We start from the raw sequence: 23260 nt of genomic DNA on the forward strand, positions 1-23260 counted from the left end.
GGTGACGACCGCGACAGCAGGACGCAGCAAGAAGGAAACACAGGAAAGAAGGGACAGGGCCCATCATTGGATCGCCCGCAGCGGCTGGGCAGTAGCGCCGCGCGGGTACCGCAGTCCCATCGGATTGGCAGGTGGTTCTCGGTTACGAATCAGCGATCCCCGCGTCAGCGGCCTCTCGGCCGGACGCGAGTACAGGAAGCCGGCGGTCGCGCCGGCCGACAATGGTGAAACCCAACCCTGGGACCCCGGGTGCCGTGCATGGCACCCGGGGTCCCTTGTCATGCGGAGGCCGAATGATCCCTGACCAATACCACCCGGCCACGCCCGCGGCCGACAAATTCGACGACGAACACTACCCCGGCTACACCATGGGCCGGGCCGCCGAAATGCTCGGCACCACCCAGAACTTCCTGCGCAGCCTCGACGAAACCGGGCTGATCAAGCCACAACGCTCCACCGGCGGGCACCGTCGCTACTCCCGGCACCAATTGCGCATCGCCGCACGAGTACGGCACCTCGTCGACGAAGGCACCGCCATCGACGCCGCCTGCCGCATCATCACCCTCGAAGACCAACTCCACGAAGCCCAACGACGCAACACCCGTCCCCAACCCGCCACCGACTGAGCCGCGAGGTGTACCACCCGCGGGTGGTACACCTCGATCGACCGCCGAGGGCCGGGGCCATCCCACCCTCGGAAGCCGGCGCCCGTTCCCGGCTGGACTCGTGCTGCATCCTCGGGAGGGACACCGCGGCAGCGGACCCCCCGGCGACTGGTCGTCAGCGAGCCGCACGGCCGACGCCGCGAGCAGGCTGATCCAGCGGGATCCCAGGCACGACCGCGACTCGGCACGGGCATCCGGCTGCGGGTCATCCGGTGAGCTGGGCCGGTGTCGACTTCGGGGATGACGCGGCCGAGGGAGTCTTTCCACGCTCGGGCGTACCGGATGCCCCGGCACCGGATCGCGTTCCGCCTACGCGGGCACCCCGCTGATCTCGTTCGGTACGTCGGGAAGCGCGCCGGTCGCGGTTTTCGTGCCTGACTCGAGGTCGACCGAGTGGATTTCCTTCTTGCCCGGGTCGGTGACATAGGCGGTCCCGCCCCGGACGAAGATCGCCGGCCGGGGTTGCTGCCACTCCAGCGGCTCCTGCCAGGCGCCGGTCACCGCGATCTTCCGCACCACCGAACCGGTCACCGGGTCGAGCACGTGGATCCGGCCATCGGTACCCAGCACCAGCGCCTCTCCCCGCGGGCCGCGGGCCAGCGACCGGAAGGTGTAGCTGACTCCGAGGTCGACCAGCCGGAGCGTGGCCTTTTCGGTGTCGATCAGGGAAACCCTGGTCGGTCGCTCGAGTTCGGCGTCTCTGTCCACTTTGTAATCACCGAGGGTGATCGGCGAGACGTCGGAGCCGGCCTGGTTGCCGATCCGCCCGTAGGGGTCGGGGCTGGCGACCTTGGTGATCTTGCCGTCCCGGTAGATCAGCGCGCCGGTCTCGCAGCCGATCACCACGGCCTCGCCCCGCGCGGCCGCTTCCCCGTGCACGCCGGGGCACTGGTCGTTGCGCGTGATTTCCCGGCGATCCTTGCCCAGCACCGCGATCCCCGGCCGGGAGTCTTCGTTGCCGATGGTGGTGACCAGCTCGCCGTTGGCGAGTTCGACCGCGACACCGTGGTGCGGCTCCGGCGTCTTGTACAGCGGCGCCGGAAGGGGCCCGTGGCCGATGGTCTGCGGGTCGACCACGGTCACCTCGCCGGTACCGTCGGCGAACAGCACGGTTTTGCCGGCGTGCCGTACGACGTGTCCCGGCTTGGCCGCCTTGAACTCCTTGTCGGTCAACGTCGCGGTGGTCAGCTCGAGAACGCGGAACCCGGTGGAGGTCGAGACCAGCAGGTGCCGGTCGTCTCCGGCGGGGTTGAGGCGGTTGAAGCCGTCCAGCGGGATGTCCTCGGCCACCTTCAGGGTCTTCCCGTCGAGCACGGTGATCCCGCCGTCGTGGGTGACGGCGACGGGTTCGGTGATCGCGGCCGGCGCCGCGGCGGTGTCCGGCGCCGGCTCCGATCCGCAGGCCGACAGTGCGAGCGTGCTCGCCCCCGTGAGCGCGGCGTACCTGATGGTCCGCCGTCGAGTGGACAACACATTCGCCATTTTTGCTGCCTTTCGTTCTTCCAACCGGCTTCGGGTCATATCCGTGGTCAGGGCCGGGTCAGGCCGGCGGCGATCGCCTCGGTGTTGGCGCGCATCATTTCCAGGTAGGTGGCCGCACCCTGGCCGGGCTCGCTGAGCGACTCGGAGAACAGGGGGGTGACCGCCACCCGGAGACCGGCTTGGTCCGCCAGCACGCGCGCGAGCCGATCCGGCTGTGAGGAATCGGCGAAGATCGCCGGGACGCCGGCCGACCGGACGGCGTCGGCGAGTGACTTCAAGTCCGAACTGCTGGGGGAGGCCAGGGTGGAGCCGCCCGGGATCACCGCGCCGATGACCTCGAAGCCGAACCGCCGGGCAAGGTACCCGAACACGTGGTGATTGGTGACGAGCTTCCGTCGCTGCGGGGGGATTTCCGCGAAGCGCCGGCTCATCGTGGCCTCCAGCGCGTCAATTTCGCCGCGGTACCGGTCGGCGTTGATCCGCACCGCCGGCGCGTCCACGCCGTCGACGTGGGCGATGACCTGATCGGCGATCGCGTTCACCGCGTCACGCACCCGGCCCGGATCGGTCCAGAAATGCGGGTCGGGACGGCCGGCGGCTTCGTCGCTCGTATAGCTGATCGGGTTCACGCGCTCGGCGACGGGCAACGCGGGGACACCGCTGTCCTCGGCTGCCCGCACGGTGCGCAGCATTCCTCCTTCGAGGCCGAGTCCGTTGTAGACGATCAGCCCGGCGCGCTCGACTTCGGCCGCCTGCTGGGCGGAGATGCCGAAGGAATGCGGGTCGGCGTTCGGTTTCATCAGCACCGTCACCTCGGCCTGCGCACCCACGATGGCGCGGGTGATGTCGCCGAGGATGTTCGTGGTCACCACCACCGAGGACCGGGCGTCACCGGTGCTCGTGCAGCCCGTGACGACGAGAAGTGCCGCGGAGACCAGCGCGATCAGGGAAGGTGCGGTCCGGCCGTGGTTCATCGGCCGGTCTCCACGACGTAGCTGGCCTTGCCTTCGACGGTGAGTGTCCTGGCAACACGCAGGTTGTCGTTGTAGTCGATTTCGTACACCTCTCCGGAAGCGGGATTGTTGACGTAGGCACGAGTGGTGTCGACCTGGATGGTGGGCGCCGCGGCACCTCCGGTCGCTTCCGGCGGCAGCAAGCGCGTCTGCGCCTGCTCGCGTCCAGTGGCGATGTCGAAGGCCCGCAACACCCCGTCGCGCGCCAACGCCAGCACGGGTGCGCCCTCTCCCACGGCGTTGACAGCGGTGACCGGACCGGTCTCGAGGTGGCTCCACGCCCGCCGGCCGACGTCCAGCAACCACACGGCGTCGTCGCCTGCCGCGGCGGCGAGCGTGGTACCGCCCGGCCGGTGGGTGAACCGGGTGGCGCGCTCCTGTTCACTCACCCCGCGGGGGTAAGGGATCTTCTCCCCGGCGAACACGCTGTCCTTCTCGGTGACCAGCAACGCCCCGTCCGCACAACCGAAGACGACGCCGCGCCGGGTCACCGCCTGGCCCTGGAGGTCCGGGCACGGCTGCGCGATCTCGGCGACCGGTTTTCCCCGCCTGTCGTGCACCCGCACGCCGCGCGCGTGGCGGTGACCGGGGTCGGCGACCGACGCCAGGACGTGCTCGCCGTACGGCACCGCGGTACTCGGGTGGGGCTCGCGGAGGATCTTCGCCGTCTCGACGACCGATCCCGCGTCGAGCTGCGCACGGTCGAGCAGGCTGGTGGTTCCGTCCGGAAAGGACACTGCCGTGACGACGGGGTCGCTGTGGACACCCAGCGGTGTCCTGCCCGGTGCCACCCCGACCTCGCGGACGGGCGCCCGGTAGTAGTGCACGTGGTCGCCGTGATCGACCGTCCACGAACCACTGTCGATCACGTGGACCGAATCACCGGCGCCGGTCAGGTACCCGAACCGCCCGTCGCCGGCGATGTTCCGCACCCCGTCGACGCGTCCGGCCGGGTGAACCTGTCCGGTGATGAGGTCCACCACGCGCACGGCACCCGTGTCCGCGTCCGCCACCACCAGCCGCGACTGCGCTTCGGCGGTCTCCTCGGCACCTTCGACGTAGCCGTGCGGCGACGCGTCGGCGGGCACGGCGTCGTTCTGCCGCTCACCGCCGCAGGCCGCCACCGTCAGTGACGCGGCCGCCAGCAGTGCGGCTGCCCCGTGTCTCCGGACTTTCATCGTGAACGCTCGACCTCCGTCGTCGGGTGGGGATGCCGCCGGCTCAGCCTCCGCTGGGCGAAGGACAGCAGCGCGGAAAGGAAGAACAGCAGGACCGCGCCGGCGGCGATGCTCGCGCCGGCGGCGGTGCCCCAGTGCCAGGAAACGAGCAGTCCGGCGACCGTCGCGAGGATGCCCAGGAGTGCGGCGACCAGCATGATCGTCCTGATTCGCTTCGCCCAGAACAACGCTGCCGCGGCGGGCGCGATGAGCAACCCGAACACCAGCAACGTACCGACCACCCGGAACGACGCGACGATCGTCAGCGTCACCAGCGTGAGCAGCAGGGCGTTGGCCAGTCCCGGCCGGAGGCCCAGGGAGTGTGCCTTCCGGGTGTCGAAGGAGAGGGCGACGAACGAGCGGTATCCGAGCACCGACACCGCCGCCACGACCGCGAGGGCGAGCGCGAGGACAACCAGGTCGCCGTGGCCGACGGCGAGCACGTCGCCGAAGAGGAATCCGGTGAGGTCCACCGCGAACGACCGCGAATGGGAAACGATGATCACCCCGGTCGCGAGCATGCCCACGAAGAGCAGGCCGATGGTGGTGTCCTGGGAGAGCCGCCGGGACCGGCTCAGCACCGTGACGCCGAGCGCCATCACCCCGGCACTGACCGCGGCGCCGAGCACCAGGTTCACGCCGGCAAGGGAGGCGAGCGCGACGCCGGGCAGCATGCCGTGCGACATCGCGTCGCCGATGAAGGCCATGCCCCGCACCACGACCCAGGTCCCCACGAGCGCGCACGCCACCGAAACGAGCACCCCGGCCACCAGCGCACGCTGGACGAACGACACCTCGAAGGGGATGAGCAACCAGTCCACGCGTCACACTATAGTGGTAATGATTGTCATTATCATGGACGGTGCGAGTTGAGTCACGGCAAAGCGGCGATCACGCTGAACGAGGTAAGCGCGGGTTACGGCCCCCGCGTGGTGCTCCATGGGGTCACGGCGGAGGTGCCGGACGCGCGGATCACCGCGATCGTCGGGGCGAACGGGGCGGGCAAGTCCTCCCTGCTCAACGTGATCGCCGGAGTGTTGCCGACGATCGGCGGGTCGGTGACGACCACCGGACTGGAACGCCCGGCTTACGTGACCCAGCACAGCGATGTATCCGACGCGTTGCCGATCACCGTGCGTGCCGCGGTCGCCATGGGGCGGTGGGCTCGTCGGGGACCGTGGCGCCGGCTGACCGCGGAGGACCGCGCGGTGGTGGACGACTGCCTGGCCCGGCTGGACATCACCGCGATCGCCGACCGCAGGCTGGGCACTCTCTCCGGAGGACAGCGGCAGCGGGCACTCGTGGCGCAGGGACTGGCACAGCGATCCGGTGTGCTGTTGCTCGACGAACCCACGGCGGGACTCGACCCGCGCGCCCGGATCCTGATCGACCGGGCGCTGACCGTCACCCGCGACGAAGGCGTGACGGTCCTGCGCGTCACCCACGACCTCGCCACCGCAGGCCACGCGGATCACTGCCTGCTCCTCCGGGACGGTCACCTCGCCGCCGAGGGCCCGCCGGACTCGGTGCTGACGCCCGGGCAAGTGGCCGAGGCTTGGGGTCTTCCGCCGCTGCGATGATCCTCGACCGCGGGGGAGCGCGTTGGCGGGGTGGCGTGGCGGAGGCCGGGGTCAGGGTGTGGGGGCGACGCGTTTGGTGTAGGAGGTGATCAGCGCTGTTTCCAGTCCTTCGACGCCGGGGACGGTGCCGATCCGGTCAGTGAGGCAGGTGTAGAGGCCGTCGGAGTCCCGGCAGATCACGATGGCGATCAGGTTGCGCTCGCCGGTCGTCGCGCCGACGAACGCCGTTTCGGAGCCTGCGGCCAGGGTGCGCGTGACGGCGGTGAGCCGGGACGGGGTGACGGTCAGCCAGAGCAGGCACTGGACGGAGAAGCCGAACAGCGCCGGGTCGACCTCGACGTCGAGCTGGAGCACGCGGGAGCGGCGTAGTTCGTCCAAGCGGCGGCGAACGGCGGACTCCGACCAGCCGACCTCCCGGGCGAGGCCCGGATAGGCGGCGCGGCCGTCGGCGGCGAGAGCGGGCAGCAGCCGACGGTCCAGATCGGTCAGGGCCACTGCCGTGGGGTCGCCGGTGCCGGGCGGCCGCAGTGCGGTGATCTGCTCGGCGGTGAGTGCCGAGGTGCGGCCGAGCCAGCGGCGGTCCATCAGGTGGCGCAGCAGCCGTTGTGCGGTGACATCGAGGATCTGCGGATGACGGGCCAGCGACTCCAGCGGGGCCGGGCCGCCGCCGGCGACTCGGACGATGCAGACGATCTCGGCGCCGCTGGACAGCACGCTCACCCAGGCGGTGTCCGGGCGCCGGGCGAGAGCACGGGCCAGGGCGGTGGTGTGCCGGGGATGGACGCGTAGGCGCACCAGCCACTCCGCGTGTCCGGCGAGGTGGCTGTCGATCGCACCGGTCACGCGGGCCGCGCCGGTGACGCGGAGCCGGCCGAAGCGGCGGGCCACGGTGCGGTCGGACACGTCGAGAACTTCGGCGATCTTGCTGAACGGAGCGCGTCCGTCGAGCTGGAGCGCGTGCAACAGTTGCAGGTCCAGGGTGTCCAGCATGACCGAATCCACCCGATCAGGGTAAGCCGATGTCGGATCACGGCGGGGAGCCGGGAGTTCCGGGCCGGCCGGCCGCGGCCGACGCAGCATCGTTCCCATGACGAATGACATTCTCGGCATTCACCACACCGGCATCCTGACTCGCGACCTCGATGGGCTGGAGCGAAGGTACGCCTCGTTCGGCTTCACGCTGAGTCCCCGCTCGCGGCACCTGCTCAGCGAACGGCCCGGCGAGCCGCCGGTGCCCGGTTGCACGGCCAACCGGTGCGCGCTGTTCGGCGGGTCGTACATCGAACTGCTCGGCATCGTGGACGAGTCCGCTCCCGATCCCTGGCACACCAAGGCGATGGCCGACCGGTACGAGGGGTTCCGGCTGCTCAACCTCGACACCGACGACCCCGAATCCGTCCATCGGCGACTGGACGGCGCCGGCCTGCGCACCTCGGGTGTGCTCGACCTGGACCGCGACGTCGACACCGAGGACGGCACCCGCACCGTCCGGGCCCGGGCCGTGCACATCGACCCTCGCTCGACTGCGGAGGGCTACCTGGGGATCGCCCAGCACCTCACGCGTCAGTACGTGCACCAGCCGCGCTACCTCGACCACCGGAACGGCGCCTTCGGCCTCGGCGGTGTGCTGATAGTGGCCGGCGACGCCGAATTCGACGCCATCATCGACCGGTACACCCGCTTGCTGCAGGCAACCCCGAGGCACGACGGCCCTCGTGCAGTGCTGGACCTGGCGGCCGGGCGGCTGGAGATCGTGCGGGCCTCCGACGTCGAGGAGGTGCTGCCCGGCGAACCCGCGCCGGCCTCGTCGTACCTCGCCGCCATGACGGTCTTGGTGGACGACGTCGACCACGCCCGCACGATCGTCGAGAACGGCGCTATCACGACCCGGACGACCGAAGACGGGTTCTTCGTCTCCGCACGCGATGCCTACGGCGCCGGACTGTTTTTCACCGAAGCCGCATAAGCACCCCTTGAGAGGACAGTGATGTTCACAACCCCGATGCTCCTCATCGGCCCCTTGCTGGGATTCCGCCTGCTCGGCGCGCTCGGCGTCAGCCGGTTCGCCACCTGGCGAGTCAGCGCGGCACACGGGTTGGCCACGATGCTCGTGGCCACCGGAACGGCGCACTTCGCCCCCGCGACCGTCACGGTGATGCCCAACCACGCGGATCTGGTGGCCATGGTCCCGCCGTTCGTGCCCTTCCCGCACCTGATGGTCTACGCGACCGGCGTACTCGAACTCCTCGGCGCGCTCGGCCTCGTCCTGACCACGACCCGCTCGACCACGGGAATCGGCCTGGCTGCCCTCTTCGTGCTGATGTTCCCGGCCAACGTCTACGCAGCCACCGCGGACATCCCGCTCGACGGCGACCCGCCCACCCCCCTGTGGTTCAGGATCCCGGAGCAGCTTCTCTTCATCGCGGTCGCGCTCTGGGCGGCTGGAATCGCCGACCTTGTCCGAAGCCACCGGCGAGCAGGTGTGGCAAAAAGCCGGCCTTGGCGATCCCACTGAACTCGGTGCAGCCCGGTCCGCCGGAAGTCTGGTCGATCAGGGTGAACCAACTCGGCGACAGGCCGCCGGCCCCCTGTTTCGGTGGGCCGGGCTGCACCGGTCCCTCGGCATCGACCGCTGCCGCCCCGCCTTCCCGGGACACGATGATCCGCCCGGCCGCTCCACCCCGGCCAGCTGATCGGCGCCGAGGCCCGCTGTCCCGGCTGCAGGATCACGAACGGCGGGATGCGCAACTCCAGTGTCATCCACTGATCCACATCCAGCGGTTGTCCGTCCACTCCCAAGGGACGCAGCGCCGGCTTGTTCCCCAACCGGCAGGGCCGCCCGCTGACATTCTCGGCAACGACCTCGCCCCGCAAACCACCACCGCCGGCGGCCGGGGACCACCGCACCGAACGGCAAGATCGTCCGAGCCGCACGGAACATCGTGCTGGGTGCGGTCTGCAGTGCCACCGCGACCGCAAGGGCCTGGTCGTGGTCGAACGACAGTGGCGGCAGGGTGTGTCCGGCGCCGAGCCGGTAGCCGCCGTCGGGGCCGTGGACGGTGGTGATCGGGTAGTCGGGCCGGCGCAGGGTTTCGATGTCGCGGCGGACGGTGTTCGACCGCGACACCTGGGCATGAAGACCGTCCGATGGATCCTGGCCACCGACACCGCACTCGGCGCCGCAGCCACCGTCGTGAGCACGCCGATTCTGGCCGCAGCCGTCCGGCTACGCCACTGACGAGCCGCGCGACGCCCGCGTTGCCGGCGCTCAGAACAGGGTGTCGCGCACACGCCGGCGTCCCCGAGTTCACGGACAGGAGCCGGGCTGCTCGCTGCCGGTGCGGCCACGGCGCGGTAGATCGCGTCAACCGCGAGGGTGGAGGGGCCAGTAGGGGCGACACGGAAAAGGCTGAACCTCTCAGGTCCAGCCCATCGGTCGGGATGACAGGATTTGAACCTGCGACCCTCCGCTCCCAAAGCGGATGCGCTACCAAGCTGCGCCACATCCCGGGTCCACCCCCAGGGGGGTGTGCGATCAGCCTAGCGGGTCACGCTAAGCTGGCTGCGCACCCGGGTACCTCGGGGGCACGCGGGTGTAGCTCAATGGTAGAGCCCTAGTCTTCCAAACTAGCTACGCGGGTTCGATTCCCGTCACCCGCTCAACTGGCCGGTGAGGCGGCGTCGCGGGTTGAAGCGGCGTCGGCCTCCAGTTTGGCCGCTATCACGTCCAGCAGCTTGTCCGTGTCCACCGGCTTGGTGATGTAGTCGTCCGCGCCGCTGGCCAGGGTGCGGGCTCGGTCCTCGGCCGTGGCCTTTGCGGTGACCGCGATCACCGGCAGGTCCGCGTTGGCGGCCTCGGCGCGGATGGCCGCGATCGTGGCGTTTCCGTCCAGCTCCGGCATCATCACGTCCATCAGGACCAGGGCCGTGTCCTCGTTGCGTTCCAGGGCGCGGATGCCGTCGACGCCCGTCTCCGCGTAGATGACCTCCAGGCCCGCCTGCTCCAGGACCGCCGCCAGGGCGAACACGTTGCGGAGGTCGTCGTCGACGATCAGGACCTTTTCGCCGTGGAAGCGCTTCGGGGTGATGTCGGGGGCGGCCACCAGGACCGTGCTCGGGACGGCCGGCAGCCGGGGGGACGACAGGGCCGCCCACGCCGGGTCCACCAGGTTGGCCGCCGCCACCGGGAGGTACAGCGTGAACGTCGAACCGACGCCCGGTTCGCTCATCACGCGCAGCTCGCCGCCCAGGAGCTCCGTCAGCTGCTGGCTGATGTTCAACCCGAGGCCCGTGCCGCCGTACTTGCGGCTCGTTGTGCCGTCCGCCTGGCGGAACGCCTCGAAGATGACCGCCAGCTTCTCCTCCGGGATCCCGATCCCGGTGTCCTCGACCGCGAACGCGATGATGCCGGGCGCGTTCCGCAGGGCCTCCTGCTCCACCTCGGCCGGGTCCGCCGCCCGGATGTGGAGCCGGACGCTGCCCTCGTTGGTGAACTTCGCCGCGTTCGACAGCAGGTTCCTGAGGATCTGCTGGAGGCGGTGCTCGTCGGTGTGGACGCTGCCCGGCACCGGCGGGTCGATGTGGACGGCGAACTCGAGGCCCTTGTCCGCGGTCAGCGGGCGGCACAGCGACTCGACGTAGTCCACCAGCTCCGGCAGCGTGATGTCGGACATCTGCATGTCCAGCCGGCCCGCTTCGACCTTGGCCAGGTCGAGGATGTCGTTGATCAGCTGCTGCAGGTCCGACCCGGCCGCGTAGATCGTCTTCGCGAACTGGATCTGCTTCTCCGTCAGGTTGCCCTCGGGGTTCTCCGACAGCAGCTTCGCCAGGATCAACGCGCTGTTCAGCGGCGTCCGCAGCTCGTGCGACATGTTCGCCATGAACTCGGTCTTGTACTGCGACGCGACCGTCAGCTGCCCGGCCCGCTCTTCGAGCTCCTGGCGGGCCTGCTCGATCTCGCTGTTCTTGACCTCGATGTCGCGGTTCTGCTGGGCCAGCAGCGCGGCCTTCTCGGCCAGCTCGGTGTTGGACCGCCGCAGCTCGCCCTGCTGGGCCTGCAGCTGCTCCGACCGCGCCCGCAGCTCCTGGGCCAGCCGCTGCGACTCGGTCAGCAGCGCCTCGGTGCGCGAGTTCGACAGGATCGTGTTCACGTTGACGCCGATCGTGTGCCGCAGCTGCTCCAGCAGGTCCTGGTGCACCGTGCTGAACTCGTTCACCGAGGCCAGCTCCAGCACTCCGAGCACCTCGCCCTGGAACAGCACCGGCAGCACGATGAGGTTCACCGGCGCGGCCGAGCCGAGCCCGGACGAGATCAGCGCGTACTCCGGCGGCGCGTTGTGGACCAGGACCGTGCGCTGGTCGACGGCGGCCTGGCCGATCAGGGACTCGCCCATCGCGAACCGCAGCCCCGCGCGGGATTGCGCGAGCCCGTACGCGGCGATGCACTCGAGCACCGTGCCGGCGCGGTCGTCTTCGCGGGCCAGGAAGAACGCGCCCTGCTGCGCGCGGACCAGCGGGGCCAGCTCGGACAGGATCAGCGCGGCGACCGACGCCAGGTCGCGGTGCCCCTGCATCCGGCCCGAGAGCTGGGCGAGGTTCGTCTTCAGCCAGTCCTGCTCGCGGTTGGTCCTCGTCGTCTCCTTGAGGTTCGCGATCATCTGGTTGATGTTGTCCTTGAGTTCGGCGACCTCGCCGGACGCGTCGACCGTGATGTGCCGGGTCAGGTCGCCCGCCGTCACCGCGGTGGCCACCTGCGCGATCGCGCGGACCTGGGTGGTCAGGTTCCCGGCCAGCTGGTTCACGCTCTCGGTGAGCCGCTGCCAGGTGCCGGACACGCCGTCGACCTCGGCCTGGCCGCCCAGCTTGCCTTCGGTGCCGACTTCGCGTGCGACACGCGTGACCTCGGAGGCGAACGCCGAGAGCTGGTCGACCATCGTGTTCATCGTGGTCTTGAGCTCGAGGATCTCGCCGCGGGCGTCGACGTCGATCTTCTTGGTCAGATCGCCCTTCGCGACCGCGGTGGTGACCTGCGAGATGTTGCGCACCTGGCTGGTCAGGTTGTGCGCCATGAAGTTGACGTTCTCGGTCAGGTCCTTCCAGGTCCCGGCGACGCCCGGAACCCGCGCCTGACCGCCGAGGATGCCTTCGGTGCCGACTTCGCGGGCGACGCGGGTGACCTCGTCGGCGAACGCGCGCAGCGTCTCGACCATGCCGTTCAGCGTCTCGGCCAGGGCCGCGACCTCGCCCTGGGCCTCGATGCGGATCTTCTTCGACAGGTCGCCGTTGGCCACCGCGCTCGCCACGGTGGCGATGTTGCGCACCTGGTCGGTCAGGTTGTCGGCCATGACGTTGACGTTGTCGGTGAGGTCCTTCCACGTGCCCGCGACGCCGCGGACGCGGGCCTGGCCGCCGAGGATGCCTTCAGTGCCGACTTCGCGCGCCACCCGGGTGACTTCGTCCGCGAACGCGGACAGCTGGTCCACCATCGTGTTCAGCGTCGTCTTGAGCTCGAGGATCTCGCCGCGGGCGTCGACAGTGATCTTCTGCGTCAGGTCGCCCTTCGCGACCGCCGCCGTCACCTGGGCGATGTTCCGGACCTGGTCGGTCAGGTTGTTCGCCATCGAGTTGACGTTGTCGGTGAGGTCCTTCCAGGTCCCGGCGACGCCGGGCACGGTGGCCTGGCCGCCGAGCTTGCCCTCGGTGCCGACCTCGCGGGCGACGCGGGTGACTTCGTCCGCGAACGCGGACAGCTGGTCCACCATCGTGTTCAGCGTGTTCTTGAGTTCCAGGATCTCGCCGCGGGCGTCGACCGCGATCTTCTGCGTCAGGTCGCCGCGCGCGACGGCGGTGGCGACCTGGGCGATGTTGCGGACCTGGGTGGTCAGGTTGTTGGCCATGAAGTTCACCGAGCCGGTGAGGTCGCGCCAGGTGCCGGCGACGCCGGGGACCTGCGCCTGCCCGCCCAGCTGACCCTCGGTGCCGACCTCACGCGCCACTCGGGTGACTTCGTCCGCGAACGCGGACAGCTGGTCCACCATCGTGTTCATGGTCGTCTTGAGCTCGAAGAACTCGCCGCGGGCGTCGACGGTGATCTTCTGGGTCAGATCGCCCTTCGCCACGGCCGTGGTCACGTGGGAGATGTTGCGGACCTGGTCGGTGAGGTTGTCGGCCATCTGGTTGACCGAGTCGGTGAGGCTGCGCCACGTCCCGGCCGCGCCCGGCACCTCCGCCTGACCGCCGAGCTTGCCCTCGCTGCCGACCTCGCGGGCGACGCGGGTGACTTCGCCGGCGAACGCCGAGAGCTGGTCGACCATCGTGTTGAGCGTGTTCTTCAGCTGCAGGATCTCGCCGCGGGCGTCGACGTCGATCTTCTTCGTCAGGTCGCCGGTGGCCACCGCGGTCGCCACCTGCGAAATCCCGCGGACCTGGTCGGTGAGGTTGTCGGCCATCAGGTTGACCGAGTCGGTGAGGTCGCGCCACGTCCCGGCGACGCCCGGCACCTGGGCCTGGCCGCCGAGCTTGCCGTCCGAGCCGACCTCGCGGGAGACGCGGGTGACCTCGTCGGCGAACGCCGAGAGCTGGTCGACCATCGTGTTGATGGTGTTCTTGAGCTCGAGGATCTCGCCGCGGGCGTCGACGTTGATCTTCTGGGTCAGGTCGCCGCGCGCGACGGCGGTGGTGACCTGGGCGATGTTGCGGACCTGCTCGGTGAGGTTGTCGGCCATGAAGTTGACCGAGTCGGTCAGGTCCCGCCAGGTGCCCGACACGCCCGGGACGACGGCCTGGCCGCCGAGACGTCCCTCACCCGCGATCTCGCGGGACAGCCTCGTCACTTCGGCGGCGAACCGCGACAGCTGCGCGATGAGGCCGTTGACCGTCTTCGCCAGCGTGGCGTACGCGCCCCGCAGCGGGCGTCCGTCCAGGGTCAGGGTCATCGGCTGGGACAGGTCGCCGTCGGCGACCCCGCCGAGCACCCGCTCCAGCTCGATCGCCGGCCGCGTGAGGTCTTCGACCAGGCCGTTCACGGCGTCGACGGCCGTGGTCCAGCCGCCGGGGCCGACCTGGCCCTCGAGCCGCTCGCTGAGCCTGCCTTCCTGCCCGACGGCCGCGCGGACCCGCAGCAGCTCGCTGACCAGCCGCTGGTTGCGCTCGGCGATGTCGTTGAAGGCGACCGCGAGCTGCGCCGAAATGCCGTCGCCGTACGGGACGAGCCGCCGGCGGAAGTTGCCGTCCCCGAGATCCCGCACCGCGACGAGCACCCGCTCCAGCGCGGCCGCTTCGCTTTGGGATTCCGTTGTCATGTGTGCCGACCCTCTCCACCACGCATGCGCCAGCCATGGTCGTCGACCCAGCGTGCCATGCTTCGCCCTACACTTCGAGCCAGCCCGCCCGCTCACGCGGTAGCCGTGCGACAGCAGTCCGGAGGCAGGAGGTCCGTGCATGGTGTCACGTCCGGCCCCGGCCTCGACGGCCCTGCCGCCGATGACCGGTGACGGCGGGCCGCCGGGCTTCGACGCGTTCGGCCGGGCCGTTCTCGAAGACGTGCGCGACGCGGTGTTCCTGCAGGACGACGCCGGGTTGGTGCGCTGGGCGAACCCCGCGGCGCGGACGCTGGCCGGCGACGCCGAGCCGCAGCTGCAGTCCGGGGCTTCGCCGCCGGCCGTGAGCTCGGCGGACCAGGTGACCGGGCACGTCGAGCTGGCCGGCCACCGCCACCCGGCCCGGATCCGGGCCCTGCCCGGCGGGTGGCACGCCTGGACGGTGGCCGCCGAGGAGATCCCGCAGCGGCACGTCGGCGACTTCCTGGCCGCGGTCGGTCCCCGGCTGGCCGCCGCGCGCGGGCGGCACGGCACCGCCAGGGTGATCGCCGAGCTGGCCGCGTCCGCGCTGGCGGAGACCGTCTTCGTGCTGCTGCCGACCACCCGCGGCCGGTGGGAGTGGTGGAGCTGCGAGCGCCCGGCCGCGCAGGGCCACGGCCGGATCCGGCGGGTGCCCGCCCAGGTCGCGCCGGTGCTGGCGGCGACGTTCGGCACCGCCGGGCGGCCCCAGCCGGTCCCCGTGCCCGCGCCCGAGGTGGCGACACTGCCGTCGGTCGTCGCCGACCGGTTCGCCGGCCACGCCGAGGTCTCGGTCGTCTCGCTGGGCCCGAGCGCGAGCTCCGGGGTCACCGGCGCCCTGCTGCTGGGGCGCCGCGCCGACCCCGGGTTCGGCGCCGAGCAGTCCCGCGCGGTGGTCGAGTTCGCCGCGGCGGCCGGGACGGCGCTCGCCAACGCCCAGCGCTACGCCCGGCAGGAAGAGGCCACCCGCGGCCTGGAGACGACGCTGCGCCCGGTCGACCCGCCGGAGCTCGACGGCGTCCGGTTCGAGACCTGGTACGAGCCGGCCGGCGGGGTCCTCGCGGTCGGCGGCGACTTCTTCGACGTCCTGCCCCACGAAGACGGCAGCGCTTTCCTGGTGCTCGGCGACATTTGCGGCAAGGGCCCCGAGGCGGCGGCGCTGACCGGCCGGGTCCGGCACGCGCTCACCGCGCTGGCGATGGTCGAACGCGACGGCCGCACGCTGCTGCGCCTGCTCAACGAGCTGCTCATCGCCGGCGGCAGCAGCCGGTTCGCCACCCTCGTGCTCGGCACGGCCCGGCCGTCCGACGGCGGCGTCGGCCTCACGCTGGCCTCCGGCGGCCACCCGGCGCCGCTGATCGTGCGCCGGTCGGGCGTGGTCGAGGAGGTGACGGTCCCGGGCACGCTGGTCGGCATCTCGCCGCAGGCCCGGTTCGCCGAGGCGGAGGTGCGGATCGAGCGCGGCGACGTCTGCCTGCTCTACACCGACGGCATCACCGAGGCCCGCAACCGCCACGAGCAGACGGAGCTCTTCGGAGACGACCGGCTGCGCTCGGTGCTCGCCGCCGCGGCCGGTGAGCCGGCCCGCGAGGTGGTGCGGCGGCTGCGCCAAGCCGTGCGCGACTGGCTCGGCAGCTCCGCCCACGACGATATCGCGGTGCTCGCCATCGAATGTGCGGACTGACCACACCGTCCTTTGTGGACCTGGTTTGACGTCGTGACAAGGGGGTAACTACCCCGGTGCACTCAGTTTTCCGACTGACGGAGGAGCCGCATGGCGAACGCATTGCAAGGACGCCGGGTCGCGATCCTGGCCGCGGACGGCGTCGAACAGGTCGAGCTGGAAAAGCCGCGCCAGGCCGTTCTCGACGAAGGCGCGACGGTCGAGCTGGTTTCGCTGGACACCGGCGAAATCCAGGCGATGAACGGCGACATCGACAAGGGTGACCGGTTCCCGGTGGACCGGAAGGTGGCCGACGTCGAAATCGGCGATTTCGACGCGCTGCTGCTGCCCGGCGGCACGATGAACCCCGACAACCTGCGCACGAGCCCCGAGGCGGTCAAGTTCGTCGGCGACTTCGTGCGCGCCGGCAAGCCGGTCGGGGTGATCTGCCACGGTCCGTGGACGCTCGTCGAAGCGGATGTCGTGCGTGGCCGCACGCTGACGTCGTACCCGAGCATCCGGACCGACATCCGTAACGCCGGCGGCACGGTCGTCGACGAAGAAGTAGTAGTGGACAACGGACTGGTCTCCAGCCGCAATCCGGACGACCTGCCGGCCTTCTGCCGGACGGTCGTACGCGAGTTCGCCGGCTGACCGGTGTCCACAGAGGACATTCACTCGTTCGTGTGTTAAGTCCCGCTTAAATCTGTTGGCTTTCGGCACCGCGGCGGAGGACGCTGAGGGTGTGACCGGGATCGCCCGTGGAGAGGAGGTGGACGCGATGACTGTGCACGCAAGGCGCTACGGCCGCTGGTGCCGTGAACACTTCGACGCGATGGCCGCCGAGGGCGTTCCTGCACCCCGGGGCGGCGAACCCGCCGGACCGGCCCTGCCCGAACCCGAGCCGGAGCCCGTCCAGCCGGGTGCCGAACCGCCCCGGCACTGACCGGACCGAACCACGAAGAAGGCCTCCCCGGCACCGCGCCGGGGAGGCCTTCTTCGTGGTTCGGGGTCAGCGGTAGCTGCGCCGGTACCAGACCCGCCTGGGTCCGGGCGCGCCGATGCGGGTGATGACGTCGGTCAGGATGGCGCCGATGATCAGCCAGAGGACGGCGGCGAGGCCGTCGTTGAGGAACGTCCGCAGCCCCTCCGAGTCCGGCGTGAAGAGGTTCCGCAGGCCGAGCGACACGCCCGACGACCACTCCGAGATCAGGCGCGCGAAGCCGTTCGCCGAGTTCGCCCCACCCAGCACCAGCACGATGTGCACGGCCAGGACCAGCGCGAACACCGCGCAGACGAGGTGGATGAGGGCGTTGATCGTGCGCACGACCCGGATGCGCGGGTGGGTGCGCTCCACGATCTCTTCGGCGGGTGCGAGCTCGTACGGCGTTCCGTACGGCTCCGGGGGCGGGGGATACGGCATCGTCGGCGCCGTCCTTTCGACTGTCCGATGTGGACGTATCTGGCGAGCGGGAACAACCCGGGGAATACCCGTCACCCGGGTGAGTGAACCGCGCCTTCCTTAAACTTCCCTATGGCCAGCGTGTTAGGGTAATTTGCGGAAGGTAAGGAGGGTCATGGCGCAGGACGTCTACTCCGTCGAACAGGTCGCCGCCCAGCTCGGCCTGCACGTCCGGACGGTCCGGAACTACGTTCGGGACGGCAGGCTGAAGGCGGTCCGGATCGGCAAGCAGTACCGGATCACGGCCGAGGACCTGGCGGCCTTCACCGGGCTGCCCGTCGCCGAACGGGCCCCGGCCCCGACCGCCGAGCTGTCGGGCGTCGCCGAAATCGGCGGCGTCGACCGGGCGGCGGCCGACCGGATCTCGACCATGGTCGTGGCCTCGGTGAACGGGCCGCGGGACGGCGGCGAGCGGCCCCTGCGCGTCGAGACGATCCACGACGGGGAGCGCTCCACCATGAAGATCATCGTGCTCGGCGACCTGGCCGCCGGCGCCGACCTGCTGCGCTGGGTGGCTTCGGTCGCGGAAAACCCGACATGACGGCGATCTACCGGTCGGCGGCCGGGGCGGCCGCGGTCCGCGACCGCTACGACACGCTCCTCGCCCGCTGGCCCGTGCCGTCCGGGCAGCGCACCTTGGCCACCCGGCTGGGGGACACCTTCGCCGTGGTGTCCGGACCGGTGGACGCACCGCCGGTCGTCGCGCTGCAGGGTTCCGGCGGCACCGCCGCACACTGGCTGCCGGACATCGCCGCGCTGGCCGGGCGGCTGCGGGTGTACGCCGTCGACGCCCCCGGCGAACCGGGCCGGACCGTCGCGGCGCGGCCCCCGCTCGCCTCGTCCGCCTACGCCGAGTGGCTCGACGACGTGCTCGACGCGCTCGAGGTGCCGCGCGCGGCCTTCCTCGGTACCTCGCTGGGCGGCTGGTGGGCGCTGGACTACGCCTTGCGGCGGCCCGCCCGGGTCACCGCGCTGGCGCTGGTCAACCCGGCCGGGATCGGCCGGCGCCGGGTCGCGCCGCTACTCAAGTTCGCCGCCTACCGCGGCTTCGGTGCCCGGGGACGGCGCCGCTCGCTGGCCATGGTCGCCAAGGGCAGCCCCGCCGACCCGGCGCGGCAGGCGCTCGGCGAGTTCACCCTCGCGACGTTCGAGCACTTCAGGCCCCGGCTGGAGACCATTCCGGTGTTCCCGGTCGAGCGGCTGCGTGCCCTGGCGATGCCGGTGCAGGCCCACTTCGGCGCGCACGACGTCCTCCTCGACCAGCGCGACGCGGCGGCGAAACTGCGGGAAGCCCGCCCGGACGCCGACGTCCGGCTGGCCGAGGACGCCGGGCACTTCCTGCCCGGCTGGGCCGGAGCCGCCGCCGCGTTCCTGGCCGGAGCACGAGCGTGATCGACGGCGGGTGGGTCCGGCCTGGTGCCGAATCCGGTCCGCGGCACGGATGTCCGGTTCGGGGCGCCCGGGCGGCCGCACCGCGCTGAGCCGCGCGGCGCAACTCCGCGCGGGACGGGCAACCCGGGCCCCGCGCGGGACGTCCACGTGATCATGAGAACTCCCCGGCGCGGTGCGCTGCTGGTGTCCGTCCTCGCCCTGCTGACCGCGTTCGCGTCGCCCGCGACCGCCGAAGCCGCGGTCCCGAAGGGATTCCAACCCGCGTCGACGAGCTGGACCGGCCCGGACACGGGATACGTCCTCGGGTACTCGCCGTGCGCGCAGGGGTGGTGCCCGGCGCTGCTGGGCACCACCGACGGCGGCCGGAGCTGGCGGCGGCGGGGAGCGCCGCCGGTGCCGCTGCCGGACAACCACAACCACGTCGCGCTGAGGGCCTTCGGCGACCGCGTCGCGTACGTCAGCGACGGCGTCCACGTGCGCACGACCCGCGACGGCGGCGCCACCTGGCACCCGGTCACCCTGGCCGGCGCGCGGGAACCGTACTACCTCTCGAAGCTCACCGAAACCGGCGGTCGCGTCTTCGCCGTGCTGACCACGTACGGCGAGGGCCGCGGCTCGACCCGGCTGTACTCGGCGGCCGCCGGCTCGCCGGTGCTGAGCCCGGTGCCCGGGTTCGTGGTCACCGGCGGCCTCACCTACGGCGACCTGGCCGTCGGCGGCGGCCTGCAGGTCGCGCTCGGCGCGGACTACGGCAAGGAGCAGTACTGGACCTCCCGCGACGGCGTCCGGTTCACCCCGGCCGACCCGCCGTGCCCGGAGGGGGAGGTCGCTTCGCTCGCCGGGGTCCGCGAACGGCAGGTCGTGGCGTTGTGCAGCAGCAGCCCCGGCTCGCCGTCGCCCGGTTCGACCGAGCGGCAGCTGCGCCGCGCGCCGCAGCTGGGCGCGCGGTTCGGCGAGGGCGGCGCCGCGCCGTTCGCCGGCATCAACCAGGGCTTCGACGCGGCCTCGCCGACGTCCGCGACGGTCGCGGCGGTGGGCGGCGGCGTCGGGTTCCTGCACAGCACGGCCGACGGCGGCCGCACCTGGACGACGCTCGCGCTGACCGAACGCGGCTTCGCGCTGACCGATCTCGACTTCCCCGGCCGCGGCACCGGGGTGGTCGTCGACGGCCAGCCGGACGCCGACGGCGGCTCGGCCGTGTACCGGACCACGGATGGGGGAACGACGTGGAAAGAACTCCGTTTCGGGTAGTTCTCCCTGGCAGGCAAGGCCCTTGCGCCCGGTTCACTTGGTGAACCGCATGTCGTAATCTGAGCACTGTCCGTCGCCGGACACGGTGAGCGAGCCCGGGCAGGGGGCGCCGTCACCACGCGCAGAGTGGGAGTACAGCCGATGACGCCTGGCGACCTGCGGTCCGGAACCGAGGGCGGTGCGGCCGCCCTCGATTTCAGCAAGGCGAGCCTGGCCCGGCTGTCCGACGCGCTGCTCGGCGGGCACGACCACTACGAGGTGGACCGCGAAGCGATGCGGCGCCTGCTCGCCATCGCGCCCGGCGCCCGTGGGATGGCGAAGGAACACCGCGACTGGCTGGTGCGCGCGGTGCGGTTCCTGGCCGGCAAACGCGGCATCGACCAGTTCCTCGACCTCGGTTCCGGCATGCCGACGGCGGAGAACACCCACGAGGTGGCGCAGCGGTACAACCCGGACGCGCAGGTGGTGTACGTCGACAACGACCCGCTGGTGCAGGTGCACGGGCGGGCGCTGCTCGAGGAGAACTACCTGACCCACGTCACGGGCGCCGACCTGACGCGGCCCGCCGAAACCCTCGCCGACGAGGTCGTCAAGGAGTACCTCGACTTCTCGCGGCCGGTGGCGCTGATCCTCACCTCGATCGTCCACCACATCGACGACTACGACCGCGCGAAGGCGATCGTCGCGGAGTACGTCGCCGCGCTCGCGCCCGGGTCGTTCCTGCTGCTCACGCACAACTGCGACCCGGAAGAGGACTCCCCGCGCCAGGAACTGGCCCGGCTGCTGGAGACCAGTTTCCAGGGCACCGGCCTGGGCAGCGTCTACCGCACGCGCGAGCAGATAACGGGGTTCTTCGACGGTACCGACCTGCTCCGGCCGGGGCTGGTCTACCTGCACGAATGGTGGCCGGACGGCCCCCGGCTGCACCCGCTGGGCGAGCTGAACTTCCTGACCTTGGGCGGAGTGGCCCGCAAGCAGTGACTCTCCCGCAGCTCGTCGTGAGTGGTTAGGCGGGTTCTAACCCGCCTAACCACTCACGACACCTCAGGCGGCGTTGAACGAGTCCGGGTCCGGGCCGGTGCGCTCGGCGCGGTCCAGCGGGGTCAGCGACTCCATCTCCTCCTCCGTGAGGGTGAACCCGAACAGGTCGAAGTTCTCCTCGATCCGGGACGGCGTGACCGACTTCGGGATCACCACGTTGCCCAGCTGCAGGTGCCAGCGCAGCACGATCTGCGCGGGCGTGCGGCTGCGCTTCACCGCGAGGTCGGCCACCACCGGGTCGCCGAGCAGGCTGCCGCCCTTGGCGAGCGGGCTCCACGCCTCGGTCGCGATGCCGTGCTTCGCGTCGAATTCGCGCAGCTCGGCCTGCTGCAGGTACGGGTGCAGCTCGACCTGGTTGACCGCCGGGGCGACGTCGGCGGCGTCGAGCAGGCGCTCGAGGTGCGCGGGCTGGAAGTTGGAGACGCCGATCGCGCGGACCCGGCCGTCGGCGTGGAGCTTCTCGAACGCCTTCCACGTGTCGAGGTACTTGTCGCGCGCCGGGGTCGGCCAGTGGATCAGGTAGAGGTCCAGCTGCTCCAGGCCCAGCTTGGCCATGCTCGAGTCGAACGCCTTGAGCGTCGAGTCGTAGCCCTGGGCGGAGTTCCACAGCTTCGTCGTGACGAAGAGCTCGTCGCGGGCGATGCCGGATTCGGCGATCGCCTGGCCGACGCCCTTTTCGTTGCCGTAGACGGCGGCGGTGTCGATGCTGCGGTAGCCCGCTTCGAGGGCGGTCTTCACGGCGGTGGCGGTCTCGTCGTCGGGGACCTGGAACACGCCGTAGCCGAGTTGCGGCATCCGCACGCCGTTGTTGAGTTCGATCACGGGCACGCTGGTCACGAGGGTTCCTTTCGGTGGGTGGTTCATCGGACGGGTACCCGTTCCCCGGCCGGGAAACGGGCCCGGCGGTCGAGCAGGCCGGAGACGAGCGCCACGGCGAGGCCCGCCGCGGCGAGCGCGGCGCCGATCCAGCTGGGCGCGGTGTAGCCGAGGCCGGCGTTGATGGCCTGGCCGCCGAGCCAGGCGCCGCCGGCGTTGCCGAGGTTGAACGCGGCGATGTTCGCTGCCGACGCCAGGGCCGGGGCGCCTTCGGCCTTGGCCATCACGCGGGCCTGCAGCGGCGGCACGGTGGCGAACCCCGCCGCGCCGAACAGCACGATCGTGATCGCCGCCGGCACCTTCGCGTGCGCGGTGAACACGAAGGCCACCAGCACGAGCGCCAGCGCGGCGAGGATGACGTAGAGGCTCGGCATCAGCTTGCGGTCCGCGGCCCGGCCGCCGAGCAGGTTGCCGGCGAACAGGCCGGCGCCGAAGAGCACGAGCAACCAGGTGACGGCGCCGCTGGAGAAGCCCGCGACCTGCGTCATCATCGGTGCGATGTAGGTGAAGGACGCGAACACCCCGGCGAAGCCGAGCGCGGTCATGGCCAGCGCGAGCCACACCTGCGGGCGGCGGAACACGGCGAGTTCACCGCGCAGGCCGGCGCCCGGGTCCGGTTCCTGGCGCGGCACGAGCGCGATGACGCCGATCGCGCCGGCGACGCCGAGCGCGCTGACCACCCAGAACGTCGAGCGCCAGCCGAAGGCCTGGCCGAGCGCGGTGCCGGCGGGCACGCCGAGCACGTTCGCCACGGTCAAGCCGGTGAACATCAGGGCGATGGCGCTCGCCTGCTTGGCCGGGGCGACCAGTGACGCGGCGACGACCGAGCCGACGCCGAAGAAGGCGCCGTGGCTCAGCGCCGCCACCACGCGGCCGGTCATGAGCAGGCCGTAGCCCGGGGCCAGCGCCGAGAGCACGTTGCCCGCGATGAACAGGCCCATCAGCGCGACGAGCACGGTCTTGCGCGGCACCCGGGTGGCGAGCGCGGTGAGCACGGGAGCACCGACGACGACGCCGAGCGCGTAGCCCGAGATGAGCAGGCCTGCGGTGGGGATCGAGACGCCGAAGTCGCCCGCGACCTCGGGCAGCAGGCCCATGATCACGAACTCGGTGGTGCCGATCCCGAAAGCGCTGATCGCCAGTGCGAGCAGAGCGGCGGGCATGGGGTTCCTTCTTCCCGGGGTAGACTGGTTGCTGGCGTGGGCAACTACAAGCGTCCGAGATAGTTGCAGACGCCGTCTATTGCACAAGCTTGATGGTGCTTCGTGCAACGACCTGCGCG

General features: G+C 71.1%; 21 protein-coding genes, 2 tRNA genes and 1 pseudogene. 13 read left to right on the forward strand and 11 right to left on the reverse strand.

What is annotated here, in order from left to right; translation table 11 throughout:
* Window positions 1-293 precede the first annotated feature (293 nt).
* A complete protein-coding gene (locus Q5425_RS24145; RefSeq protein WP_308674569.1) occupies window positions 294-626 on the forward strand; it encodes a helix-turn-helix domain-containing protein in 333 nt (110 codons plus the stop codon).
* Window positions 627-974: 348 nt separating this feature from the next.
* On the opposite strand, the gene aztD is transcribed toward Q5425_RS24145, so the two are convergent.
* Genes aztD through aztB form a run of 4 tightly spaced genes read right to left on the reverse strand, consistent with a single transcriptional unit; the run spans window position 975 to window position 5198 of the window.
* A complete protein-coding gene (gene aztD, locus Q5425_RS24150) occupies window positions 975-2147 on the reverse strand; it encodes a zinc metallochaperone AztD (RefSeq protein WP_308674570.1) in 1173 nt (390 codons plus the stop codon).
* 47 nt (window positions 2148-2194) lie between these two features.
* The gene (gene aztC / locus Q5425_RS24155) at window positions 2195-3121 is read right to left on the reverse strand and encodes a zinc ABC transporter substrate-binding protein AztC (RefSeq protein WP_308674571.1); all 927 of its coding nucleotides are present in this window, start codon (window positions 3119-3121) and stop codon (window positions 2195-2197) included.
* Window positions 3118-4338: a hypothetical protein gene (locus Q5425_RS24160; protein ID WP_308674572.1), complete on the reverse strand. Its 1221-nt coding sequence runs from the start codon at window positions 4336-4338 to the stop codon at window positions 3118-3120. The genes aztC and Q5425_RS24160 overlap by 4 nt, the downstream gene beginning before the upstream one ends.
* Entirely contained in the window at window positions 4335-5198 is an 864-nt protein-coding gene (aztB, locus tag Q5425_RS24165) for a zinc ABC transporter permease AztB (protein WP_308674573.1), read from the reverse strand. The genes Q5425_RS24160 and aztB overlap by 4 nt, the downstream gene beginning before the upstream one ends.
* Window positions 5199-5306: 108 nt before the next feature.
* Between aztB and aztA the strand changes: the two genes are divergently transcribed.
* Window positions 5307-5957 (forward strand): zinc ABC transporter ATP-binding protein AztA, encoded by a 651-nt coding sequence (gene aztA / locus Q5425_RS24170; protein ID WP_396135223.1) that lies wholly within the window; start codon window positions 5307-5309, stop codon window positions 5955-5957.
* 51 nt (window positions 5958-6008) lie between these two features.
* On the opposite strand, the gene Q5425_RS24175 is transcribed toward aztA, so the two are convergent.
* On the reverse strand, window positions 6009-6959 hold the full coding sequence (locus Q5425_RS24175) for an Lrp/AsnC family transcriptional regulator (protein ID WP_308674575.1): 951 nt from the start codon (window positions 6957-6959) through the stop codon (window positions 6009-6011).
* Between the two features lie 85 nt (window positions 6960-7044).
* Here Q5425_RS24175 and Q5425_RS24180 point away from each other — a divergent pair, with 85 nt between their 5' ends.
* The gene (locus tag Q5425_RS24180; protein ID WP_308674576.1) at window positions 7045-7923 is read left to right on the forward strand and encodes a VOC family protein; all 879 of its coding nucleotides are present in this window, start codon (window positions 7045-7047) and stop codon (window positions 7921-7923) included.
* A 36-nt stretch (window positions 7924-7959) separates the two neighbouring features.
* On the forward strand, window positions 7960-8472 hold the full coding sequence (locus Q5425_RS24185) for a hypothetical protein (RefSeq protein ID WP_308674577.1): 513 nt from the start codon (window positions 7960-7962) through the stop codon (window positions 8470-8472).
* Between the two features lie 167 nt (window positions 8473-8639).
* Here the strand turns inward: Q5425_RS24185 and Q5425_RS45785 are convergent.
* Window positions 8640-8891, reverse strand: a pseudogene (locus Q5425_RS45785) (DUF4232 domain-containing protein); the annotation flags it as partial.
* Window positions 8892-8946: 55 nt separating this feature from the next.
* On the opposite strand from Q5425_RS45785, the gene Q5425_RS45790 reads away from it, so the two are divergent.
* Window positions 8947-9195: a hypothetical protein gene (locus tag Q5425_RS45790; RefSeq protein ID WP_396135224.1), complete on the forward strand. Its 249-nt coding sequence runs from the start codon at window positions 8947-8949 to the stop codon at window positions 9193-9195.
* 198 nt (window positions 9196-9393) lie between these two features.
* Here the strand turns inward: Q5425_RS45790 and Q5425_RS24195 are convergent.
* Window positions 9394-9467: transfer RNA gene (locus Q5425_RS24195), tRNA-Pro, on the reverse strand.
* Window positions 9468-9546: 79 nt separating this feature from the next.
* Here Q5425_RS24195 and Q5425_RS24200 point away from each other — a divergent pair.
* A tRNA-Gly gene (locus tag Q5425_RS24200) sits at window positions 9547-9617 on the forward strand.
* Here the strand turns inward: Q5425_RS24200 and Q5425_RS24205 are convergent.
* Window positions 9617-14257 (reverse strand): HAMP domain-containing protein, encoded by a 4641-nt coding sequence (locus tag Q5425_RS24205; RefSeq protein WP_308674578.1) that lies wholly within the window; start codon window positions 14255-14257, stop codon window positions 9617-9619. The two genes, Q5425_RS24200 and Q5425_RS24205, sit on opposite strands and share 1 nt — an antisense overlap.
* A gap of 139 nt (window positions 14258-14396) precedes the next feature.
* Here Q5425_RS24205 and Q5425_RS24210 point away from each other — a divergent pair, with 139 nt between their 5' ends.
* From Q5425_RS24210 to Q5425_RS24220, 3 genes are all read left to right on the forward strand, one after another.
* Window positions 14397-15977, forward strand: a complete 1581-nt coding sequence (locus Q5425_RS24210; RefSeq protein WP_308674579.1) for a SpoIIE family protein phosphatase — start codon at window positions 14397-14399, stop codon at window positions 15975-15977.
* Between the two features lie 90 nt (window positions 15978-16067).
* Window positions 16068-16610, forward strand: coding sequence for a type 1 glutamine amidotransferase domain-containing protein (locus Q5425_RS24215; RefSeq protein WP_308674580.1), 543 nt, complete (start codon window positions 16068-16070; stop codon window positions 16608-16610).
* Between the two features lie 127 nt (window positions 16611-16737).
* Window positions 16738-16902 carry a hypothetical protein gene (locus Q5425_RS24220; protein ID WP_308674581.1) on the forward strand — a complete coding sequence of 55 codons (165 nt, stop codon included), beginning with the start codon at window positions 16738-16740 and terminating at the stop codon, window positions 16900-16902.
* Between the two features lie 66 nt (window positions 16903-16968).
* Here Q5425_RS24220 and Q5425_RS24225 read toward each other — a convergent pair whose 3' ends face one another.
* Window positions 16969-17379 carry a hypothetical protein gene (locus tag Q5425_RS24225; RefSeq protein ID WP_308674582.1) on the reverse strand — a complete coding sequence of 137 codons (411 nt, stop codon included), beginning with the start codon at window positions 17377-17379 and terminating at the stop codon, window positions 16969-16971.
* A gap of 154 nt (window positions 17380-17533) precedes the next feature.
* On the opposite strand from Q5425_RS24225, the gene Q5425_RS24230 reads away from it, so the two are divergent.
* The 4 genes from Q5425_RS24230 to Q5425_RS24245 all read left to right on the forward strand — a co-directional run bounded on the left by Q5425_RS24230 (window position 17534) and on the right by Q5425_RS24245 (window position 21042).
* Window positions 17534-17959, forward strand: coding sequence for a helix-turn-helix domain-containing protein (locus tag Q5425_RS24230; RefSeq protein ID WP_308674583.1), 426 nt, complete (start codon window positions 17534-17536; stop codon window positions 17957-17959).
* A complete protein-coding gene (locus Q5425_RS24235) occupies window positions 17956-18810 on the forward strand; it encodes an alpha/beta fold hydrolase (RefSeq protein WP_308674584.1) in 855 nt (284 codons plus the stop codon). Before Q5425_RS24230 ends, Q5425_RS24235 begins: the two co-directional genes overlap by 4 nt.
* Before the next feature lie 153 nt (window positions 18811-18963).
* On the forward strand, window positions 18964-20061 hold the full coding sequence (locus Q5425_RS24240; RefSeq protein ID WP_308674585.1) for a hypothetical protein: 1098 nt from the start codon (window positions 18964-18966) through the stop codon (window positions 20059-20061).
* Between the two features lie 141 nt (window positions 20062-20202).
* Window positions 20203-21042: an SAM-dependent methyltransferase gene (locus Q5425_RS24245; RefSeq protein ID WP_308674586.1), complete on the forward strand. Its 840-nt coding sequence runs from the start codon at window positions 20203-20205 to the stop codon at window positions 21040-21042.
* Between the two features lie 63 nt (window positions 21043-21105).
* Here Q5425_RS24245 and Q5425_RS24250 read toward each other — a convergent pair whose 3' ends face one another.
* Both Q5425_RS24250 and Q5425_RS24255 read right to left on the reverse strand, forming a co-directional pair.
* The gene (locus tag Q5425_RS24250; RefSeq protein WP_308674587.1) at window positions 21106-21939 is read right to left on the reverse strand and encodes an aldo/keto reductase; all 834 of its coding nucleotides are present in this window, start codon (window positions 21937-21939) and stop codon (window positions 21106-21108) included.
* A 23-nt stretch (window positions 21940-21962) separates the two neighbouring features.
* Window positions 21963-23141, reverse strand: a complete 1179-nt coding sequence (locus Q5425_RS24255) for an MFS transporter (protein ID WP_308674588.1) — start codon at window positions 23139-23141, stop codon at window positions 21963-21965.
* Window positions 23142-23260 lie beyond the last annotated feature (119 nt).

The sequence above is a fragment of the Amycolatopsis sp. A133 genome, from assembly GCF_031082405.1.
GTDB lineage: Bacteria > Actinomycetota > Actinomycetes > Mycobacteriales > Pseudonocardiaceae > Amycolatopsis.

What these genes read in the sequence shown, in the direction of transcription:
- Q5425_RS24240 (WP_308674585.1), top strand. Translation starts at nt 18,964, where the DNA reads ATGAGAACTCCCCGGCGCGGTGCGCTGCTGGTGTCCGTCCTCGCCCTG.
- Q5425_RS24160 (WP_308674572.1), bottom strand. Translation starts at nt 4,338, where the DNA reads ATGAAAGTCCGGAGACACGGGGCAGCCGCACTGCTGGCGGCCGCGTCA.
- Q5425_RS24210 (WP_308674579.1), top strand. Translation starts at nt 14,397, where the DNA reads ATGGTGTCACGTCCGGCCCCGGCCTCGACGGCCCTGCCGCCGATGACC.
- Q5425_RS24225 (WP_308674582.1), bottom strand. Translation starts at nt 17,379, where the DNA reads ATGCCGTATCCCCCGCCCCCGGAGCCGTACGGAACGCCGTACGAGCTC.
- Q5425_RS24145 (WP_308674569.1), top strand. Translation starts at nt 294, where the DNA reads ATGATCCCTGACCAATACCACCCGGCCACGCCCGCGGCCGACAAATTC.
- Q5425_RS24245 (WP_308674586.1), top strand. Translation starts at nt 20,203, where the DNA reads ATGACGCCTGGCGACCTGCGGTCCGGAACCGAGGGCGGTGCGGCCGCC.
- Q5425_RS24185 (WP_308674577.1), top strand. Translation starts at nt 7,960, where the DNA reads ATGCTCCTCATCGGCCCCTTGCTGGGATTCCGCCTGCTCGGCGCGCTC.
- Q5425_RS24215 (WP_308674580.1), top strand. Translation starts at nt 16,068, where the DNA reads ATGGCGAACGCATTGCAAGGACGCCGGGTCGCGATCCTGGCCGCGGAC.
- Q5425_RS24235 (WP_308674584.1), top strand. Translation starts at nt 17,956, where the DNA reads ATGACGGCGATCTACCGGTCGGCGGCCGGGGCGGCCGCGGTCCGCGAC.
- Q5425_RS24220 (WP_308674581.1), top strand. Translation starts at nt 16,738, where the DNA reads ATGACTGTGCACGCAAGGCGCTACGGCCGCTGGTGCCGTGAACACTTC.
- aztC (WP_308674571.1), bottom strand. Translation starts at nt 3,121, where the DNA reads ATGAACCACGGCCGGACCGCACCTTCCCTGATCGCGCTGGTCTCCGCG.
- Q5425_RS24205 (WP_308674578.1), bottom strand. Translation starts at nt 14,257, where the DNA reads ATGACAACGGAATCCCAAAGCGAAGCGGCCGCGCTGGAGCGGGTGCTC.
- aztD (WP_308674570.1), bottom strand. Translation starts at nt 2,147, where the DNA reads ATGGCGAATGTGTTGTCCACTCGACGGCGGACCATCAGGTACGCCGCG.
- Q5425_RS24230 (WP_308674583.1), top strand. Translation starts at nt 17,534, where the DNA reads ATGGCGCAGGACGTCTACTCCGTCGAACAGGTCGCCGCCCAGCTCGGC.
- Q5425_RS24255 (WP_308674588.1), bottom strand. Translation starts at nt 23,141, where the DNA reads ATGCCCGCCGCTCTGCTCGCACTGGCGATCAGCGCTTTCGGGATCGGC.
- Q5425_RS24180 (WP_308674576.1), top strand. Translation starts at nt 7,045, where the DNA reads ATGACGAATGACATTCTCGGCATTCACCACACCGGCATCCTGACTCGC.